Below are 19,166 nucleotides of genomic sequence, written 5' to 3'. Positions count from 1 at the left end.
CCCCCCCATCATGCAAGCGTATCAAATTTTTAATAAAAGTTTTTCTGTTGTTGATACCGGTTAAATAATCGATCGATGCCTGCTCTTCGAGGATATTTAAATATAATAAAAATGCGGCGATAAAGATCGCACATGCGGCAAATGGGATGCTCCGAAATACTATTTGAAACAATGCCGCGACGATACAAGAGATCGGGAATTTGCCGTAATGCATCAAATGTTCTTTTTCGAGTATATTTTCCGATTCGCTTGCGACATAAAATGCATAAACCGATGCGCTTGTCGGGAGGGCTATGACAGTGATGAATAACAAGAAAAAATATTTGTCTTCATGATAAATCGCATCCGGCGCAATGTAAAACATGTTTTTGGTAAAAATATTGATTATTAAAAGCAACACTTGAAATGCGGGGAGCAGTTTTGCAAACAGCAAAATACGTTTTTTGTTCGGCCGATTCGTTTCTTGAATGATGTAGCTGAACCACGAGTAACCCGGAGTCGTTGCCGTTATGAGAAAAAACGATTTTACGAGATAATTGAGTGTTATGAGCGATTTGCTGTGCGGTACCGTCGGTTTGATCAATGCTTCCGAAAGTTCCCATGTCATATCGCTCAGCGTATACAATACGGATGTTAAAATAAAACCGGACAGCGTACTGATAAGAAAATTCAAACCGTTCCTGCGGGCGATATAATATGCAAGAGTTACGGTGCAAACGAATATAAAGACGTCTATCTTGATATAGCCCGTTGAACAGTTTCGTTTGATCAATTCGTGCAGTATAACGTCCATAATTCTTTCTCCATGAATATTGTAACATAAGCAGGCTTTTATGTCATTGATGTATACACGGGAATGTCTGATTGTTATGGAAGCGATCCGGCGGAAGTGAAAAGAGCTTTCCGTAGGAAGTGCGGTTTTTTCGGCACGCGCAACACAAAATCGTTTTGCCGCGCATGCATATTTAATAATTTTTACAACAAATACCGTGCTGTAAAAACTCGCGGGTTATTTCATTTTAATAATTATTTTATCGACTATCGTTTTCGCCGTCGTCAGGTGTGAAACGTCTGTGTAAATCTTTCCGTCGCTGCCGTCTTCGGAACCCGTTCCCGCAAGCATAAGCTCGATTTCGCCGCTTGCGTCTGCGGGGATCTTCGCTTCGTATACAACGGCAGGCTGTCCGTTGACGCCGGAATTTTTCTTCGTATAAAAATCGTTGTAGTCGAAGCTCGTGTTGAACTCCGCTTTGATAACGTATGTTCCGTCTCCGATTTCGGCCGTGAATACGACTCCTCCTTTCGGCGTTGCCCGGAGCGCCTTTCGCGCTTTCGTAGTTTGCTGCATGATACCATACCGGAAGCGATTCCGGCCGACCGGCTTTCGGACCGACGATCCAATTGCGCTTGCTTGCGCGCTGCGTAACGTAGAGCGTGCGCACGTAATTTCCGTTTGCGTCTTCAAGCCACACGGCGCATTGCGACGCCATTTTTTCTTTCCAATTTTTTCCGGTTCCGATGCTGACGGTTACTTCTCTTGCAAAAAGTCCCGCGCTTAAAAGCAGGATCCCCATAACTGCAAATGCTTTTTTCATGGTATACCTCCGAAGATTGCATTCATCCATATTGCGATAAAGCGATCCGTATATCGCTTTCCGTCGTTCCAATATTTTTTATCGCATTTTTTTAAAATAACCGATTCGATGCAGCCCCACAGTCCCGAAATGAGGATACCTACGTCGAGATCGGGATTTGCCGAACGCGCGATACCGCTTCGGACGCATTCTTTGAGCAGCGCGGCTCCGGTTCTGTTGCAAACATAGTACTGTTCGATGATTTTATCATCCGCACCCGATACCGATTCGATGCCTTGCATGACAAGCAGCGCTCTCCGGGGATTTTCAAAGCACCATGTGCGGAACGCATCGATTGCGCAGTAAAGGCGCTTTTTACTCGGACGCGAACCTTTTGCCCCGTCCGTGATCCGCGCGTTGAGCTCATTTAAACAGTCGAGACTGATCGCCTGAAAGAGTTCGTCTTTGTCTTTGTAGTAGTGATAGATATTTGCCGCCGTAATCCCGCAATTCGAGGCAATGTCGCGCATGGTGATCGCGTCGGGGTTTTTGTGCATGAGCAGATCGAGCGTTTTCGCCTTTATCGTCGTGACGATTTCAGGATTCGCGTTCCGCATAATGTCTCCCTTAAAGCTTTAGTAAACGATGATAATTTAACAATGTTTAATTATCTTGTCAAGCGGTATCGATAAAAAACCGAACATCGATCGCGCCCGAACTTCTTAAACACACGCGTCGGCATCTCGAAAAAATCGCTGAAAGTGAGTCTTTCAAGATGACCGTTAGCGAACCGGATCACTCATGACATATTTCCGCTCTTTTGCTATGATGGATTCATGACGATTTTACAAAGTTTGTTGCTCGGTGTGCTTCAGGGCCTAACGGAATTTTTGCCCGTTTCTTCTTCCGGCCATCTCGCCGTCGCGCAGCATTTGTTTTCACTCGGCGACGTGCCGCTTTTATTCGATGTATTCCTTCACCTCGCAACGCTTGCCGCAGTCGTGCTTTATTTCCGGCACGATATTCTGAAACTCTTTTGTGCGCTCGGAAAAATGATTATGCGGCGTCCCGTCGTTTCCGGCGTTTCGGGCGAAAGCGGTTTGACGAAAACCGATGAAGCTTCCCGAAAAACGGTTGCCGCAGTTATCATCGCAACTTTCGTGACGGGCGTCATCGGCATCGTTACGGAAAAAATGCTTCCTGTTCTTTCGATACGCTTTGTGTGCGCTCTCTTTATCGTTACGGCCTGTCTTTTGCTTTTTTCTCAATATATGAGCCGAAAGAGAATAACCGCAAATGACGGGAACGGCATTTCATGGAAGCAGGCGCTCGCGGTCGGCGTTGCTCAGGGTATCGGAACGCTGCCCGGCATTTCGAGGAGCGGTTCAACGATCGCAGGCGCTTTGCTTTCAGGCATCGGCCGGGCGGATGCGGGCGAGTTTTCGTTTATCGTTTCGATTCCTGCAATACTCGGCGCTTTTATTCTTGAGCTTAAAGACTTCGATAAAATGTCGGAATCGATCGGCGCGTTGCAAATCATTGTCGGCTGTGCTGCAGCTTTCGTCATCGGCTGGGCGTCCCTTTCGCTCCTCATGAAAATTATTAAAAAAGGGAAGCTCGGTTGGTTCGCGTGTTATCTCATTCCGATCGGTATAGCGGGATTGTTATTTTTTAAATAAGCGGAGTTAATTATGTATTTATCGAAAATTATTAAGATTATAACGGCAGTGTCGCTGCTTGTCATTGTTTTGCCGGCCGCCGCCGATCCGGACAAAAATTCTTCCGTAAAACAGGAATGGAAAGAGTTCGGCAAAAAATCGGTCGACGCTTTCAAATCGTTCGGCAAAGCGATGGGCGAGACGAGTAAAAAAATCGGCGAAGATATGCAGAATGCGCTTACGCCGAAATACTACGGCACGTGGATATACGAAGGAGCGAGCACCGTGACGACCGTCGAAATCAATAAAGATAAAATGATGACGGTCATGCAAAGGGCGGCGCTCGATATGCGATATTGGAGCGGTACGTATTCGGCAACTCAGGCACTTATCGTCTTTACCGTCGAAAAATCGGGAACGGATACGGGCTACTCAAAGAGTGAATCCGACGATGAAAAGACGTGGCGGATTTTATATTCGTTCGACGAAGAAAACGGTACGCTCACGCTTCGCTGCTCGCATATTCCGACCGACAAAGACGGTCACGATTTTTCCGAGCCGACGATTTTCAAAAAACAAAAATGAGCGCATGCCGATTTTTCCGGACCGATTATTAATTAACAATATAGCTGTCGGAGCCGTTTTACGGGAGTACGAATATGCAAAAGGTTTTTATCGATGTAAAGGATCTTGAAAAGCGCATGCACGAAGCCTTCGGTATCACCGAAGACGTTATGATCGAAAACGCGGCAAGCGCGCTTGAAAGTGAAGTACGGAAAGCCCTCTGCGATCGAAATGCCGTACGGACTTCCGAAAAACGACCGGCTCATCGTACGGAGCAGTCGAGCATATCGTGTGCGGCACATCGTGCCGAGCAATCGACCGCATCGCAGGCATACCGCGATTCATCATCTTCGAGCGATGTGTTGATCGTGTGCGGCAGCGGCAACAACGGAGCCGACGGTTACGCGCTCGCCCGCCGGATCCTAGGCGATATTCCCGCCGCCGTTTACGCCCCATTCGACGCAAAAACGGAAAACTGCAAACGGGAGCGGGATGCGGCGCTTGCGGCCGGTGTAAAACTCGTGAGCCGATCGTCGTTTTTAAAACGGCTTGCATCGGCTGCGATCGTCGTCGACTGTCTGTACGGTACCGGTTTTCACGGAACGCTTAGGCCCGACGTTTCCTCTCTCATCGATAAAATTAACAATGCTTCGTGTTTCCGTATTGCGTGCGATATACCGAGCGGCATCGATAAGCGCGGTGCGGTTTCGACCGAATACGCGCACGGATCTCTCGCGTTCAATGCCGACGTAACCGTTGCGATGGGCGCACTCAAAGCGGCGTATTTCGGAGACGCTGCGAAAGACTTTTGCGGAATTATTAAAAAATACGGTATCGGCGTAAGCGACTGCGTATTTGAAGCGGGCAGGGCAGCTGACCTGTACCTCCTCGAAGCGGGCGATATGAGCCTTCCCGTGCGGACAAAAAAATCGGTACACAAAGGAAATTTCGGACACGCCGCGATCGCTGCGGGAGAAAAAGCCGGAGCTGCGATCATTGCGGGGGAAGCGGCGCTCGGCTTCGGCGCGGGTCTTGCGACGATTGTCGAAACGGAAAAAGGAGCTGCGTCGCGATTTAAACTCCCGTCCGATTTGATGGTTGCAAAATCCTTTCCTCAAAACACGACGGCGATTTTGGTCGGAAGCGGATTCGGACGCGATCGGACGGACGCGTTTCAAAGCGTATGCGCATACATCGAAGCGCACAAAGGTGCAGGAATCGTGCTCGACGCCGACTCTTTTTATTACGGTGATATCGTAAACCTGCTCGACGCGCTCGATAAGCGCCGGACGCGGGTTGTCCTCACACCTCATCCGAAAGAATTTCAATCGCTTTTAAAATTGTGTTCGCTCGGCGACTATACGATCGCGGAGATTGCGGACGACAGGATCGAAATCGTTAAAAAATTTTCCGCGCGCTTTCCGCATACCGTGCTCGTGCTCAAAGGTGCGAATACGGTGATCGCGTCGGAGCGCGGCGTATTCGTAAGCGTCGAAGGAAATCAAAGCCTTGCAAAAGCCGGAAGCGGCGACGTGCTCGCAGGTCTCATCTGCGCGCTGCTCGCCGAGCGATACGGCGCCGAAGATGCGGCTGTTACGGCAGTCCTTGCACACGGCATTGCATCTCAGCGCTATGAGTGTTCGTACAATTTGACACCGCCGAAATTGGTCGATGCCGTCGGAGGCCTGATGTCCGGATTACAATCGATGTAAATACCGTATATCATATAAGGGGAGTGCAATTCAGAACGGAATTCCCCGCCAGTTGTTCAGCGACTGCATAAGTTGAAAAAAATATTTAGACTCTTTTGTTGTGTAGAGTTTATACCAATTCATCAAAGTATCTTCACCGAACACATTCAACAACTTTAAAACTTCAAATGTAAATTCAAGCGGCGCAATACCTGTTGCCGTAATCAAATTACCGTCCCTTACGGCGGGCGTATCTTCATATAGATGTTCGCCTTTATAATTTTTGCACACTTATTTTAATAATGCCTTATCGTTGCTCGTGTGCTTTTTATTATCAAGAGCGCCGACATTCGCCAAACCGAGTGTTGCGCCGCATATTGCGGCAACCTTTATATCTTGCTCAATATATGCTTTCGCTTTTAAGAGGATCGGTTCATGTTCTTTTTCAAACCAATGATCGGAACCCGGCAAAATGAGGATATCGCTGTCGGAAATATTCATATCGCCGATACGTCGATCGGGCGTAATCACGAGTCCGCCCATAGTTTGTCGGTGTCAACAAAACCGACCATTGTCCTGCTTGTGCCTTCAGGTATGTTTCGCGGTCAATCGGCTTTCCCCATTCCCAGCCTTCGGCGATCCATCGATCGATTATCGCGGCATTTGCGTCTTGATATGTGTTCGTAGTTCCTCTCATATTAATTATTAATTCGACAGCTCGGGAAAAAACGTTCACCGCCACAGCGACGCCTTTTTCGGCGCAAACGGAGTAAATTGCACGCCGTCGAGTTTTGCATCGATGCGGTAAAATACGGCGTTGCTGTTTTTTCCGTCGAGTTCGAGAATCGCAAATGACGGAGGAGTGAGAGAACGCGGATAGGAAATGCTTCCGGGGTTTACGATGTAGATGTTCCGGCGGATTTCAGCCGCGATATGCGTGTGTCCGTAGACTGCGATGTCGGCGCCGGCCGCTTTGCATTCGCGTTCGATCGCATCCGTTCCGTAATACGCGCCTTGTTCGTGACCGTGTACGGCATAGATCACGTGACCGGCCGCTTTCAAAATCTGCCGCTTCGGAATAATCAGTTCATATAAACCGCCGGACGATTTTTTGCCGCATGGATCAAAACGGGAAGGGAAGCGGTCGGCGTCTCCGTTCCCTTCGACAAAGGCTGCAACCGGCGGCACGAGACGCGCGAAAGCCTCATCGCTCGCGGCATCGTCCATACACGAAACGAAATCGCCCGCGCCGTCGCCGCAAAATACGAGGGCATCGCACGAAGGGCCGGCCTTTTCAACGATGAGGCGGAACAGTTCCCGCTGTCCGTGAGAATCGGAAAGGACGAGAATGCGCGCGCTTGCTTTTTTTGCGAGAGAAGCGATATCGCGCTTTGTACCGAGCAGATGATGCTCCGTCTGTACCGGCGTAATCATAAAAATCAATCGGCAAGGATAAAGTGATTGACGGACTGCAAACCCGACTCGGGATCGACGTAACGGCGCAGCTTCGCATTTCCGACGATCTTTTTCAGATACGTGAGCAGATCCTTGTTTTTTGCAAGCTGACCGTCGACGGCAAGCATAAAATCGACGGAGCGGCGGACAAAATCCGGCACTTCTTTTACGAAAGTCTGCTCCGATTCGTTTTTAATAATTCCGTCGATACCGGCTTCCTGCGCTTTATCGAGCACGATGTCCGCAGTACCTTCCGTACCCGATACGTCGTCCTGTGAAAAAAACGAAAACACGGGAAACGAAAAGACGCCGTCGTATCTGTCCTGCAGGTGAGCAACGCCGAAATGTGCATTTTCCGGCGCACCGAGCAGGATGAGGCCGCGCAATTTTTTTTCGCCGACAAGGAGCGGCAGCTCCGCCGCAACCGAACGGGAACCCTTCTTAAAGTCGTCGGGAAAAACGATCGGTAAAACAAGCCCTCCGTCCGAAGCGACTCCGTATTTTGCCGACAAAGCTTCCGTCATCGAAGCGACAAAAGCCGCATCGTTATAGCCATAGCCGAAAAGTATGCACACGGCTTCATCGGAAAAATGCCACAGCTGTGTCGACAGTTTGAGGCTCTCCGCATCTTTTCCTGCAGCGGAAACGGGGAGCGCCCTTTCTTCAGTTATCTCTGAGGCCGACTTCGTTTGTCCGCTGCACGAAAGCAGGAGGCAACACAGGGCGATTGCAGTAAGCGATATACGGACTTTCATGTTTTTCTGCCAAGCCATTGTCCGAAGTATAACGGATTTATCCGCCCATGAAAAGAATAGGTGAAGAGCTCGGCGATTGCGAGCAGTGCGGAGCAATCGCCGAGCGTCTCCGATAAAAGAAAAACGCGTCAAGCGTTTTTCAACTCACGACTTCCTCAGAGCGATTGCGAGCAGTGTCCGTCCGCGGCTTTCCAAAAACTTCAGTTTTTGGAAAGGTTCCTTGATTTACACTATGCGATGTTTAAAATTAAGTCATTGCAATATAAAGACTTAATTTTAAACTCGACAGGCTGTCGAAAAAGTAACCGACTTTTGAGACAGCCCGCTCACTACCGTATTTTTACTTCGTAAAATGCGCGGTTGTTTTGCCAAGATACGACACGGCGTCCGTGCCGCGTATTGCAACGAGCACGGAGTGCGAAGTTCCCCGCGCAACTTGCAACGAGCGCGGAGCGCGAAGTTCCCCGCGCAACTTGCAACGAGCGCGGAGCGCGAAGTTCCCCGCGCAACTTGCAACGAGCGCGGAGCGCGAAGTTCCCCGCGCAGGAAACGATGTTTTCGTTTATTTTTACAAAAAACCGCGTAATTTATAGCTTTGTAAACGATATATAGGTCAGCGGCTTCCTTGCCGCGCAATCTCAATAACCGAAGGTACAACTATGGAATATACCCATAAACCCGTCGACGAACTCTCTTTTACCGATGACTTTATGTTCGGCACGGTCATGAAAAACAAAATAATTTGCAAAGGTGTCATCGAGCGTCTTTTGCATATCAAAGTCGGTAAAATCGAATATCCCTCCCTGCAAAAAACGATAGCACCCTTTTACGAAAGCAAGGGCATACGTCTCGACGTCTATGTCTCAGAGCCCGAGCGCGTCTTCGATATAGAAATACAAACATCGATCCCGCCTTCTCTTCCCAAACGCACACGCTATTATCAAAGGGAACCTCTAAAAACTGCAGTTTTTAGAGGTAACTTTGAAAATGCGATGTTGTAACTCGCGATAATACAGCGAGTTACAACTCGTCAGCATCTCGAAAAAATCGCTAAAGGTGAGTTTTTCGAGATGCCCCAAAGCCTCATGGATGTCGATAACCTCTTGAGAGGACAAAGCTATGCCGAACTGAAAGAGAGCTATGTCATTTTTATCTGTACGCAGGATCCCTTCGGCAAAGGCTTGCCTGTCTACGAGTTTCGTAATATCTGTACCGCCGACGATATGCTTTTTCTTGATGACAAATCGTATAAGGTGTTTTATAATGTGGGTGCCTACGGTAAAGAAGATGAGCCTGAATTGAGCGCCTTGTTGAAGTATCTTTGCGAGAGGCAGGCGACGAGCGGTTTTACACGGCACATCGATGAGCTTGTCGAAAAAGCGAAACGGAACGAAAAGTTCAGGAGCTGGTATATGTCCTTAAATATCAGAGAAGATGACTTACGTATGGCAGGTGAAAAGATCGGCTTTGAGCGGGGGAGACGCGACGGTGTCGCCGCGGGATCATATCAAGCAAAGCGGGAAACGGCAAAGCTTATGCAGCGAGAAAGCTGTTCTGTCGATTTTATACAGCGGATGACTGGTCTTTCGGAAGCGGAAATTAAAAAACTGTAATAGTATTTGCTTTTCAAAAAGCTCGACATTCGACTTTTTTAAAAAATTCATTTCCGTAATCGGCCGTTCCGCACCGCGGCTTCCGATTTATCGGTTTTTTCCTTGCGCGTTCCACGGCACAAAGTTCGATACCTTTGCAGCGATCGAATTCCCCGAACCGAGTTTAATCGTGACAAACGGAACTTGTTGATTTGCTCATAATCGAGTATATTTACGGTATGAGAAAAACAGATTTTATGCTCGGCGCGCTGCTTGCACTCGTTGCACTCATGATGATCATAGCGCCGGAGCAATGTATAAAAGTCGCCGTCATCGCACTCGGTATCGAAGCCGTCATAAACGGTCTATTCAATTTAATTAAAATCCGGCAGCTCGTCGATGATAAATCCTTTCAACTCACCGTCATCGTTCGAAGCCTTATCAGCATCTTCATCGGCATCCTCGCGATCGTTTTGCCGCTGCGTTTTGCCGAAGCGATGTGGACGATTATGCTCTACGTGCTTGCGGCCTATCTTCTCGCGTCGGCATTTCTCGAACTGTATATGCTTGCAAAACTCCGCGATACGAATATAGAACGCCGCCGTTATATGCTCGAAGTGATCATATCGTTCGTCGGCGCTATCGTACTGTTTATCGTTCCGCAGCAGATAGGTCTTGTGCTCGTGCGCGTCCTCGGTCTTTTGCTGCTCGCGGTGAGCGCGGGATATATACTGTTCGAATGGCATGACCGTCCGATCGTCGTCGATGAAGTCGAAGTCGTCGACGATGTCCAGCCGCCCGTTTCGGATACGCTCCCGACAGGCGATGCAAAAAACCGCCGCACGGAAAAATAAGCGTCAGACGATTGCCGATCGATTTTATTAATTATTAAATTAGGAGTATATATGGCTCACTGTGTTGTTCCCGAAGCGGAAGCGATCCTCGATAAAGAATATCCCGTGCTCGATAAGGGTTTTGTCCGCCTTGTCGATTATTTCGGAGGAGATGCGCGGATCGTCCAAGCGGCGCGCGTTTCGTACGGGGAAGGAACGAAGACGGTCTCGCAGGACGGCGCGCTCATCGATTATCTTTTGCGCCATGAACACACTTCTCCCTTCGAACAGGTGGTGATGACTTTTCACCTCAAGATGCCGATCTTCGTCGCGCGTCAATGGGTACGTCATCGCATGGGCAGGATGAACGAAGTGTCCGGCCGTTATTCGATCATGAAAGACGAGTTCTATGTTCCCTCCGATGAGAACATCGCACCGCAAAGCAAGGATAACAAACAGGGTAGGGCGGCCGAACCCTTCTCAAAAGACGAGGCCGAAAATATCCGATCTGCGCTCGAAGAAGGACAAAAGGCTTCCTATGAAACGTATACGAAACTCATCGATGCGTCTCTTGCGCGGGAAATCGCGCGTATCGATTTGCCGCTTGCGCTCTACACCGAATTTTATTGGCAAATGGATCTGCACAATCTCTTTCGCTTTTTGAAACTGCGGCTCGACGAACACGCGCAGTATGAAATCCGCGAATACGCAAAAGTTATCCTTGCGCTGTGCCGCACGGTCGCCCCTCTTGCGACGGGATCTTTTATCAATCACATAAACGAAGGCGTGCGCTTTTCGGGCGAAGAGATGGAAGCGCTGCGCAAAATACTTTCGGGCGAGCAAAATCCGCTCGAAGGAAAAAAGCGCGAACGTTTCGAAGAAAAACTGCGGACGGGAGTGCAGCTGTAGTGCGCCGGTAAAAGCGGTTTTTATTCGTGCGAAGTGTTCAATGCCGCGTCATGCGCTGCGTTGCGGCATGTTTATTTTTTTACGACGACGATATTCCGCTCCGCGTCTTTCATAAACGGTACGCGTACTTCGAGAGCCGTATAATCGGCGATGACCGAACGTATCGCATTCATTTCTTTTTCGATATTCGCTCTTTTCGCTTTATATGCGGCAAGATATCCGCCTTTTTTTATGAGCGATAAAAGCGTTTTTGCAAAGCGCGCGTCGAGGGGTTTCAGCGCACGGAATACCGCTATGTCAAAACTTTCATGCGGAATTTTTTCGGCTTCCGATTTTTGCACGGTAAGGTTTTGCAAACCGAGCATTGCGGCGCAGTTTTCGAGAAAAGCGCATCGCTTGTCCATGCGTTCGACGAGCGTAAAGCGAAATTGAGGAAAGACGACGGCAAGCGGAATACCCGGCAGTCCTCCTCCCGAACCGATATCGCCGATGAGGATGCCGTCTTCGATTCCTATGTCGGTTGCAAGCGAGTTGATAATATCGTGTGCGGCGAGACTGTCGAATACGTGACGAATGGCAAGCTCTTCGAAGTCGCTCGTGTTGACGAGATCGTACGCGGAATTAAATAGCTGCAATTCTTTTATGTACGCACCGAGCTTTTGCGCAAAAAGCGGAATCGAATTCCGTGCAAAGCCGAGCTCGGAAAGCCCCCCGCTCAGTATGTCGCTCATTGCTGTTTCGCGCTTCCGATGTCGATGAGTAAATCCGCGCGGCAATTCGGATCGGATGTGCGCATCGAAACGAGGTTGCCGGTTTTTACCGCAGTTAAATTACCGAGAGAGGCAAGCCGATACATGAACGAATGTGCATTCGTATAATCCTGTACGACGGAGCATTCCACTTTATACTGCGCCGAAAATCCCGCATTTCCTGCCGGCCGAAAGAGTAAGTAAAACGTTTCCATCCGCTTTTGCCCGTTTGCCGTATACGTTCTGTCGCCCGTCAGCAAAAACGTGCCGTCTTTCCCGACGTCGCTGAAATATACGGCGCGGCACGAAGAGAGGACATCACAGCCGTTTACGATAAAACGCAGTATGCCGGGACGTGCGGAAGAGGCGAGGGGCTGCTCTTCGTTCGATTTTACCGCTTCGGCATTTTGTTTTTTTACGTTGTCAAGCTCCGAAAGGATTTTTTCGAGCATCGCGTTCGATGAAGACGGCAGCGCCGCACCTGAAGATATTCCGCCTGACGATAGATCGCCCGCTGTTATGCCGCCCGGCAGGAGCGCGCCGTTTCCCGACGCACCGAGCAGCGAATAAAAATTGTTAAGGAGACCTTTGTTTGCAAGCGCCGTTAAGTCTGCAGCTGTAACGGCGGATGATTTTTTCGAGCCGTTTGCATCCGCCGGCCCTGTACTTTGCGCTTTGCCGCTCGATATCCGTTGCCCTTGATTTACGGAGGACATCGTGTTTCCGGCGGAGCTTCCTGCCTGTGCGGTATTTTGCGTGCCGTCTTTTGCCGTGCTATCGGCTTGAGCTGCATTTCGGGAGCCGGTTTGCGAATCGTTCGTCTGCCGCTGTGCGGCGGTATTTCGGCCGGGCGTATAATGAGGCGCGCTCATCGAAGGAACGCTCAGCGTCGGCATCGAAGGAGGGGTCGGCATAACAGGCGTCGTTACGGGAGCGTTCTGTTTTGCGCTTCCGGACGATGTTCCGTTTTGCGCCGAAAGCGGCATCACGGTCGATACGATTACAAAAGCGAAAGCCGCCTGCATGATCTTACATATTTTCAATTGCCGCCTCCACGAATTCGAGCCGCTTTTGCAGCTGTTCTATCGCGCGCTCGATGCGTTTTTTTTCTTTTTCGAGTTTCGTCTTTTTATCGTCGGCATCGTCCGAGCTTTTACGCCGCATAAGGGCGCGCACGCTGTCGGGGCTTCCTCCGTGCAAAAGCTGCTTTTCCGCGGCGCTTCTGTCGTCGGGATTTTTGAGTGACGCGACGAATTTCATATTGTCGTAACCGAGGGCGGGATTGACGTTTTCCATGCCGAGCTTTCGGATATCGCGTGCGGAATTGCGCGGGAGACAAAGCACGCGGTCGATGTAATCTTCATAGCGGATATTCGCTTTTTCACAGAGATCGTAGGCTTTTGCGAGGAGCCGTCCGAACTCCTGCATGAGCGTTCCGTTTTTTTCAAGGTAATTTTTGCGGATCTCTTCGGTGAGTTTTTCGAGTTCCGGCGAACTTTTCATATCCAGCGCGTAGTAACCTTTTTTTTCGGCGATGATCAACAATTCGTTGAACTTCGCCCAAAACGCCTGCGTGTGCACCCTCGCGTTCGGGAGCGCCGTGTCGCCCATCGTCGCAAGCGCTTCTTCGGTGAGCAGGTGATGCGCATATTCGTGGACGGCGGTATAGATCATTTCGTTGTCGGTTTTAAAATTTTTATTGTGCAAAATAATTTCATGTGTATCGGGTTTGTATAAACCGTTGACGCGCCGGCTCTCTTTTCCCGATTGAATGATCGTAAAGTCGAGCTTCGTATCTTGAATATCGAGGAGAAGCTCTTTGATTTTTGCGTTGTCCATAGGTCAAGTATAACGAAATCGTACGGAGTTTGCGAGCGCATATACGGCACTCGCTTATGCGCGTTTACCCGTTTTTTTTCGCAAAGCGCAGAGGAAGTGCGTATGCGGCGCATCCGTATTTCGTATCGCGCCACGAAAGAAAATCTTCGATGAGAGCAGCCGATTTTTTTGAAACGCTCGTGAGCCGCCGTGCTCCGGCAGCACTTTCGCCGTCGCCGATGACGAGCGGGTCTATATAACGCATCTTTACGTCGAGCGATACGCAAAAGTGATCGGGCAATGCGTCATCCGTATGTTCGATGCGCGTCATCGTTCGGAACGTTCGCCAGCGTTTAACAAATTCTCTCTGCGGAGCGGAAGCCGGCGGGTTACGGGAAGCGGCATACACGACATCACGGTTGCCGCCGGTCGCCTCTCCGCCATACAATTTTTTGCTTGCCGCATTTCCGCTTTGTACGCTTTCAGTAAACGAGTCGAATCGGGCGACGATTTCGCGCTCGGTTTTTTCATAGCAGTCTTTTTCGGCGATCAACCCGATCGCGATCGCGCGGTCGACGATATCCGAAAGCAGCTTGAGTGCAAGTTTGTTTTCGTTGAGCTGCAGAATGTGCCCCGTACGGCAAGTTTTTTCACAGTAGGTTTCCGCGATTTTTTGCGTTCGAAAGCTGAGTTCGCTCTCTCCGTCTTCATTGATGCAGATATCGATGTCGCCGTAGGCTTCTGCGATTTCGGAAAGCGTCCAGCTTCCTTCGAGCGCGGCTCCCGAGGGAAACATGTATTCGAGTCTGTCAGCCGAAAGACGCGGGAGCTTGTTGTCCGCAAGCGGATAGACGTGATAGTCGGCAACGGCATCGATCGAAATACCGTCTGATTTGAGCATGGCGCAAAGGGCGTCGTCGTTTCGGATCATCGATTCGTTTTCGTTTTCCGTCGATTCCTGCGTAAGCGCGTCTCCGTTTCTGAAATCCGCAACGTGACTGAAAACGGGCGTTGAAACGTCGTGCAAAAGGCCTGCGAGCGTTTCAGCCCGGTCGTGCGTAAAGTGCCACAATATGAGCGCGACGCCGATGCTGTGATCGAGCCGCGAATAAAAAAATCGATTTCGATAGAGCGGCGTCCAATCCGTGCCGCACAAAAGTCCGATCCCCGAAAGCCGCTGCAAAATCGGAAGATCGATATAATTATTAATAAATTCGGGAAAATCAGGAGAGAGGATACGGTGATATGAGACGATCGGGAGGCTTGCACTTTTCGGAAACGCGGACAGCATAAGGGGCCACGTCATATCGTCGAATCGATTTTTTTGCATGGCCGCATTATAGCATAATTTTACGCTTGATTAAATCGACCGATTGAATTAGGATTTTTCCGCGGTGTGCGTTTTTAAAACGCCGCTTTTTAGAATCATGAATATCTGTCTTTTTACCGCCGCCGAAATCAATAATCCGCTTCCGCTTCGTGACGAACGCGCGCGGCATATCGTAAAGATACTTCACAAAAAAACGGGCGACACATTCAGCGCAGGCGTCATCGGAGGAATGGCGGGCAAGGCTTTGATTACGGATATGGACGAAGGGGCGATACGGTTTTCGTTTACACCCGAAACGGACGGAAAGCCCCTTTCGCCCCTTACGCTCATTGTCGGCTTTCCGCGCCCTATCCAGCTCAAGCGTCTTTTGCGCGACGTCGCGGGTCTCGGCGCTTCGCACATTTTTTTGACGGGGACGGAGCTCGGCGAAAAATCCTATATGCAGTCGTCGCTCGTCGAGCGGGGAGCGGCGTATAAAATGCTCCTCGACGGAAGTGCTCAAGCGGGAAGCACGCACGTGCCCTGCCTCTCTCTGCATAAAACGCTTGCCGAATGTATTGCCGCCGCGGATAAAGAGCGTGCGATCAAAATTGCGCTGGATAACGTAAACGCGCCTCTTTCGCTTACGGCCTTTCTTTCGAAAAAAAAGAGCGAAAAACTTTTTCCGTGCCCCGTTATCGCGGCGATCGGAAGCGAGCGGGGTTGGACGGATGCCGAGCGCGCGCGCTTCGAAAACTGCGGTTATACGCGCGCTTCGATGGGAGAGCGGATTTTGCGCACGGAAACCGCGGCGACGGCCGCAGCTTCGATCATTTTGGCGGAAATGGGAATATTGGGATAAGCGGAGCTGTCTATATACAATACATATATATAGTATAATCTCCTATTTTTATTTATTATATAGCGAATTTCTTATTGACATATATTACTACATGGTTTATCATATTGCATGTAACATGTTGGATGTTGTATGTAGTGTTTTCAGCACCCAAAAAAACTGTTGAATACAGTAAGGAGCGTAAATTATGGTAAAAGGCTTTAGAGGCATTATCCCCGCTATGCTGACTATCTTCGACGAAAATGATACCGTCGATATAGAAGGTCAAAAACGATTTGCTGAATGGCTTATCGGTAAGGGCGTACACGGTCTCTCGCCGTGCGGAAGTACCGGAGAAGGTGCAGCTTTGAGCGACGATGAAAAACTTACCGTCGTAAAAGCGACTGTCGAAGCTGCAAAAGGCAGAGTTCCCGTTATCGGAGGTATAATTGGATATTCTACGAAACTTGCATGCGAATTGGCAAAAAGATATAAGGATGTCGGTGTAAACGGTATCTTATGTTTATTGCCGTTTTATTATCATCCGAATATCAAAGATGCATTGAATCATCTCCGTGCGGTTTCAAAAGCATTTGGCGGTCCGATTAACGTATACAACAATCCGTGGTTTGCCGGTTATGAGCTTACGCCCGAACAAGTGAAAATTCTCGCCGACGAAGGTATCGTAAACGGCATTAAGGCGGCACACGGAGATCCTATGCGTTGCGATTATATCAAGTATATCAATAATGATAACGTATCCGTTCTTTACGGTCACGATTATGCACCTTTTGAATCGTTTTGCGTCGGTGCTGACGGCTGGCTTTCCGGCTTACCGAATGTCGTACCCGATCTTTGTGTCGAATTATTCAATGCAATTGATAAAGACCACGATTTGGAAAAAGGCCGTAAAATATGGAAAAAGATGTTACCTATCGCTTATTACTTTATGTATGTACGACGGGCAAACGATGATCCGCATTGGCTTCCGATGATAAAGAATGCACTGCGTATGCAAGGAGTCGATGTAGGTTTTCCACGTAAGCCTGCAACGGATTTAACACAGGAAGATAAAAAAATTCTTTTCGATTGGCTTATTAAAGTGTATCCCGAAAGTAAATTGGTTTGATACCGTTAAAAATATGAATTTTGCAGGAGGTTCAAAATGAAAAAAGGATCATTGCTGCTGTTTATTTTATTTTGCGCTGGTTATCTTTTTGCTGCAGGTTCAAATGATTCGGGCGGAGGAATTACAAACGAACTGACGGTCGCCGTCGTCGTCAATACAAGCGATGTCAGAACAGCTCGCGCATCTATGGACGAATGGGCAAAACAAAACAAGGTAAAAATTAACTACATAGAAGAGAACACACAGACGTATGCATCTTCGTATGTATTGGCATCAAAGACACAGAATCCGCGCTACGATTTGATTATGTTCTGGGACTTTTATCTTGATCAGCTGTATCAAATGCTGACACCGCTGGACGGCAGTTATAATGCCGAATACGATATAGCAAAGATCAATAACGACGACATCCTTTCTGCAGGAATCAGCAAGTATAAAGGACACCTATATAATGTTCCTTACGGACTCGACTCATATATCTTCTATTATCGAAAGGATTTATTTGAACAAGCCGGTATAAAGAAAATTCCTGAAACATGGGATGAATTGATTGCATGTGCACAAAAATTAACAAAAGATACGAACGGCGACGGTAATATCGATCAGTGGGGACTTGCAACAAACGGCGTTCCCGGCCAAGTGTTCAATACATATTCCTTTTTTAATTTTCTATTAACAAACGGAGGAAAAGTAGTCGATACCGACGGAAGACCTCTCTTCAACAGCACGGCAGGAATAGAAGCATTGCAATTTATGGTTGATCTTCGCAATAAATATAAAGTCATGCCGCCAGATGTCATCACCTATGACAATAATAAAATCAATGAAGGATTCTTGTCCGGCAAATTTGCGATGCTGCTACATTGGCCGTATATTTATGGAATGACATACGGTACAGCGTATGAGGGTAAAATAGGTTTTGCGCCCGTGCCCCATTCGGTAAAAGGTACCGCCGCAACACCGCTCAACGCGTGGTCGTTCGGCATACCGCTCATGTCGAAACGAAAAGATTTGGCTTGGGATCTGGCAAAATATTTGTTGAGCACTGAAGCAGGTGCATTTGAATTCAGTAAACGAAGAGATTGGCCGTTCCGGAGATCTGCGTATATCGAAGCTGAAAAAAAATATACCATGCCTGCCGATTTCTCAGCGTTTTCGAATAAAGTATTCGAAATCGCAAGTACGAATGCTCAAAAAATCGTTATGGCTCGAGGAGGTGAAACATCTATAATCTTAAGCGATTATATTGATCGTGCCATGACCGGAATAATGACACCGAAAGCGGCACTCGATGCTGCCGTCCGCGATATTAACAATTTACTGAATAATTAATTATAATAATACGAATCGACAGACAGCAGCGGGTTATCTGCTGCAGTCTGTTTTGTATCTTCTGCTCATGGAGATATATGAAAAAGATAACAACCCGTTTACAGCTTGAATCTTATGCATATCTTGCTCCTGGAGTATTACTCGTCTTGGGGTTTCTGGTGATCCCTATTATTCAGGGGTTCTACTACAGCTTATTCAACTATAATCTTGCATCTTCCGTGCCGAAACGTTTTATCGGTTTAAAAAATTTTACAACGTTATTAACGGATCCTCATTATTTGCAAACCTTTTTTCAAACGCTCTGCTTTCTTTTATTTGCATTGTTGTTCGAATTTTTATTAGGTTTTTTCTTTGCATTATTATTAAAACAAAATTTTGTCGGGAAAAAAATTCTGCGAGGTATAATGCTTTTACCGTGGATGATGCCTCAGGTTGTTACCGCATTTACGTGGTCATGGATTTTGAACGGTACTTCAGGCATTTTGAATAAATTATTGCATGATATGAAGCTCATCTCAAACAATATCGCTTGGCTCAGTACCCCCGGATTGACTCTGGGAATCATTATCTTTATCGATATTTGGACATTTACGCCGTTTATTACACTTGTCTTATATGCGGGGCTACAGGGAATTCCCGTACAATTGTATGAAGCTGCAACCATTGACGGCGCAAATATGTTTACACAAATGCTCCGCATTACTGTTCCCATGTTAAAAAAATCGGCCAGCGTTGCATTTTTAATGCGCTCAATGGTAGCGATCAGGACATTTGATTCCGTTTGGATTATAACGCGCGGTGGCCCCGCAGGAACTACGGAATTGCTCGGTACCTATGCATACAAACGCGGTATGGTCGGTTTTAATATCGGCTTAGGTTCTGCAGCGACAAGTATAATTTTTATATTATGTCTTTTGGTAAGTATTCGCTTTATCGGTGTCGTTCTGAAAAAGACATGAA

General features: G+C 48.2%; 21 protein-coding genes. 11 read left to right on the top strand and 10 right to left on the bottom strand.

The window, feature by feature from the left end; all coding sequences use genetic code 11:
- From JSQ97_RS05225 to JSQ97_RS05215, 3 genes are all read right to left on the bottom strand, one after another.
- A partial coding sequence (locus JSQ97_RS05225) for a hypothetical protein (protein ID WP_205075082.1) occupies positions 1-793 on the bottom strand: 793 nt, incomplete at its 3' end.
- Between the two features lie 216 nt (positions 794-1,009).
- Complete coding sequence (locus tag JSQ97_RS12905) at positions 1,010-1,348, bottom strand: hypothetical protein (protein ID WP_239446950.1); 339 nt, start codon at positions 1,346-1,348, stop codon at positions 1,010-1,012.
- Positions 1,349-1,591: 243 nt separating this feature from the next.
- A complete protein-coding gene (locus JSQ97_RS05215) occupies positions 1,592-2,191 on the bottom strand; it encodes a TetR/AcrR family transcriptional regulator (protein ID WP_205075081.1) in 600 nt (199 codons plus the stop codon).
- Between the two features lie 219 nt (positions 2,192-2,410).
- On the opposite strand from JSQ97_RS05215, the gene JSQ97_RS05210 reads away from it, so the two are divergent.
- The 3 genes from JSQ97_RS05210 (at position 2,411) to JSQ97_RS05200 (ending at position 5,508) form a co-directional block, all read left to right on the top strand.
- Positions 2,411-3,253, top strand: a complete 843-nt coding sequence (locus JSQ97_RS05210; RefSeq protein ID WP_205075080.1) for an undecaprenyl-diphosphate phosphatase — start codon at positions 2,411-2,413, stop codon at positions 3,251-3,253.
- 12 nt (positions 3,254-3,265) lie between these two features.
- Entirely contained in the window at positions 3,266-3,817 is a 552-nt protein-coding gene (locus JSQ97_RS05205) for a hypothetical protein (RefSeq protein WP_205075079.1), read from the top strand.
- 74 nt (positions 3,818-3,891) lie between these two features.
- The gene (locus JSQ97_RS05200) at positions 3,892-5,508 is read left to right on the top strand and encodes an NAD(P)H-hydrate dehydratase (protein ID WP_205075078.1); all 1,617 of its coding nucleotides are present in this window, start codon (positions 3,892-3,894) and stop codon (positions 5,506-5,508) included.
- A gap of 270 nt (positions 5,509-5,778) precedes the next feature.
- On the opposite strand, the gene JSQ97_RS05195 is transcribed toward JSQ97_RS05200, so the two are convergent.
- The 3 genes from JSQ97_RS05195 to JSQ97_RS05185 form a co-directional block, all read right to left on the bottom strand.
- Entirely contained in the window at positions 5,779-6,030 is a 252-nt protein-coding gene (locus tag JSQ97_RS05195; protein WP_205075077.1) for a DJ-1/PfpI family protein, read from the bottom strand.
- 189 nt (positions 6,031-6,219) lie between these two features.
- Positions 6,220-6,921 carry a YfcE family phosphodiesterase gene (locus JSQ97_RS05190; RefSeq protein WP_239446955.1) on the bottom strand — a complete coding sequence of 234 codons (702 nt, stop codon included), beginning with the start codon at positions 6,919-6,921 and terminating at the stop codon, positions 6,220-6,222.
- 5 nt (positions 6,922-6,926) lie between these two features.
- On the bottom strand, positions 6,927-7,715 hold the full coding sequence (locus JSQ97_RS05185) for a hypothetical protein (protein WP_205075075.1): 789 nt from the start codon (positions 7,713-7,715) through the stop codon (positions 6,927-6,929).
- Positions 7,716-8,356: 641 nt separating this feature from the next.
- Here JSQ97_RS05185 and JSQ97_RS05180 point away from each other — a divergent pair.
- The 4 genes from JSQ97_RS05180 to thyX all read left to right on the top strand — a co-directional run bounded on the left by JSQ97_RS05180 (position 8,357) and on the right by thyX (position 11,031).
- A complete protein-coding gene (locus tag JSQ97_RS05180; RefSeq protein ID WP_239446949.1) occupies positions 8,357-8,698 on the top strand; it encodes a PD-(D/E)XK nuclease family transposase in 342 nt (113 codons plus the stop codon).
- Positions 8,699-8,782: 84 nt separating this feature from the next.
- On the top strand, positions 8,783-9,310 hold the full coding sequence (locus JSQ97_RS05175) for an Rpn family recombination-promoting nuclease/putative transposase (RefSeq protein ID WP_239446948.1): 528 nt from the start codon (positions 8,783-8,785) through the stop codon (positions 9,308-9,310).
- Between the two features lie 218 nt (positions 9,311-9,528).
- Positions 9,529-10,143, top strand: a complete 615-nt coding sequence (locus tag JSQ97_RS05170) for a DUF308 domain-containing protein (protein ID WP_205075074.1) — start codon at positions 9,529-9,531, stop codon at positions 10,141-10,143.
- 51 nt (positions 10,144-10,194) lie between these two features.
- Positions 10,195-11,031 (top strand): FAD-dependent thymidylate synthase, encoded by an 837-nt coding sequence (gene thyX / locus JSQ97_RS05165; RefSeq protein ID WP_205075073.1) that lies wholly within the window; start codon positions 10,195-10,197, stop codon positions 11,029-11,031.
- A 71-nt stretch (positions 11,032-11,102) separates the two neighbouring features.
- Here the strand turns inward: thyX and rsmG are convergent, their stop codons facing one another.
- The 4 genes from rsmG to JSQ97_RS05145 form a co-directional block, all read right to left on the bottom strand.
- On the bottom strand, positions 11,103-11,762 hold the full coding sequence (rsmG, locus tag JSQ97_RS05160) for a 16S rRNA (guanine(527)-N(7))-methyltransferase RsmG (RefSeq protein WP_205075072.1): 660 nt from the start codon (positions 11,760-11,762) through the stop codon (positions 11,103-11,105).
- A complete protein-coding gene (locus tag JSQ97_RS05155) occupies positions 11,759-12,823 on the bottom strand; it encodes a hypothetical protein (RefSeq protein WP_205075071.1) in 1,065 nt (354 codons plus the stop codon). The genes rsmG and JSQ97_RS05155 overlap by 4 nt, the downstream gene beginning before the upstream one ends.
- Positions 12,810-13,619 carry a hypothetical protein gene (locus tag JSQ97_RS05150; RefSeq protein WP_205075070.1) on the bottom strand — a complete coding sequence of 270 codons (810 nt, stop codon included), beginning with the start codon at positions 13,617-13,619 and terminating at the stop codon, positions 12,810-12,812. Before JSQ97_RS05150 ends, JSQ97_RS05155 begins: the two co-directional genes overlap by 14 nt.
- A gap of 64 nt (positions 13,620-13,683) precedes the next feature.
- A complete protein-coding gene (locus JSQ97_RS05145) occupies positions 13,684-14,928 on the bottom strand; it encodes a hypothetical protein (RefSeq protein ID WP_239446947.1) in 1,245 nt (414 codons plus the stop codon).
- A 97-nt stretch (positions 14,929-15,025) separates the two neighbouring features.
- Here JSQ97_RS05145 and JSQ97_RS05140 point away from each other — a divergent pair, with 97 nt between their 5' ends.
- The 4 genes from JSQ97_RS05140 (at position 15,026) to JSQ97_RS05125 (ending at position 19,165) form a co-directional block, all read left to right on the top strand.
- Positions 15,026-15,769 carry an RsmE family RNA methyltransferase gene (locus JSQ97_RS05140; RefSeq protein ID WP_205075069.1) on the top strand — a complete coding sequence of 248 codons (744 nt, stop codon included), beginning with the start codon at positions 15,026-15,028 and terminating at the stop codon, positions 15,767-15,769.
- A 184-nt stretch (positions 15,770-15,953) separates the two neighbouring features.
- Positions 15,954-16,874, top strand: a complete 921-nt coding sequence (locus JSQ97_RS05135; RefSeq protein ID WP_205075068.1) for a dihydrodipicolinate synthase family protein — start codon at positions 15,954-15,956, stop codon at positions 16,872-16,874.
- A gap of 36 nt (positions 16,875-16,910) precedes the next feature.
- Positions 16,911-18,206, top strand: a complete 1,296-nt coding sequence (locus JSQ97_RS05130; RefSeq protein ID WP_205075067.1) for an ABC transporter substrate-binding protein — start codon at positions 16,911-16,913, stop codon at positions 18,204-18,206.
- 77 nt (positions 18,207-18,283) lie between these two features.
- Positions 18,284-19,165: a carbohydrate ABC transporter permease gene (locus JSQ97_RS05125; protein WP_205075066.1), complete on the top strand. Its 882-nt coding sequence runs from the start codon at positions 18,284-18,286 to the stop codon at positions 19,163-19,165.
- The last annotated feature ends 1 nt before the right edge of the window (position 19,166 follow it).

This window comes from Treponema sp. Marseille-Q4523, from assembly GCF_016901105.1.
Lineage (GTDB): Bacteria > Spirochaetota > Spirochaetia > Treponematales > Treponemataceae > Treponema_D.
The sequence above is the reverse complement of the archived record's forward strand: the minus strand, read 5'-3'. Positions and strand labels throughout refer to the sequence as shown.